The sequence below is a fragment of the Vibrio sp. 2033 genome (assembly GCF_033339735.1).
Genome location: NZ_JAWOVC010000464.1, coordinates 1 through 635 on the forward strand (window position 1 = coordinate 1; position 635 = coordinate 635).

The 635-nt window shown below is 47.4% G+C and carries 1 protein-coding gene; it reads right to left on the bottom strand.

Annotated elements, in window-relative coordinates; genetic code table 11:
- Positions 1-635: transglycosylase SLT domain-containing protein (locus R7P74_RS27220; protein ID WP_318123788.1), on the bottom strand; the 635-nt coding region annotated here is incomplete at both ends.

The following is a 635-nucleotide window of genomic DNA, read 5'->3' on the forward strand; positions in this document are numbered from 1 at the left end:
GCGAGATCCAGTTGTTCTTTCGGATCGACTAACGTCAGCACTGGTTTGTTTGGGATAGATGGAATGTCGATACCGTACTTTTCTTGGTTTGCCACCACGTCCGCAAGAGCGAGAAGTTTTGGCACGTAGCTACTGGTCTCTTTTGGCAGATCTAAAGAGAAAAAGTCGACAGGTTTACCCAATTTTTTGTTCTTACGGATAGCACTAGATACACGACCGCCGCCACTATTGTAGGCTGCGATTGCGTGTTCCCAGTTTCCGTCAAAACGTTCATTTAATTGAACAAGATAATCCAATGCAGCATCGGTAGAGGCAGCGACATCGCGACGCCCGTCATACCAGTAGTTTTGTTCAAGCCCCATCATTTTCCCGGTGCCTGGCACAAACTGCCACAAACCTGCTGCGCTACCGTGCGAGTAGGCGAAAGCGTCAAATGAGCTTTCCACAACCGGTAGAAGAGCAAGCTCCATTGGCAAACCACGTTCTTCGATACGTTGCGTGATCATGTAAAGAAATGGCGCTGCACGTTTAGATACCGTGTACAGGTGGTTTGGGTGTTTCAAATACCACGTACGGTAATAATCCACTTTCTTGTTGTTTGGGATGTCCATTTCAAGCTGCATAGCAATACGTTG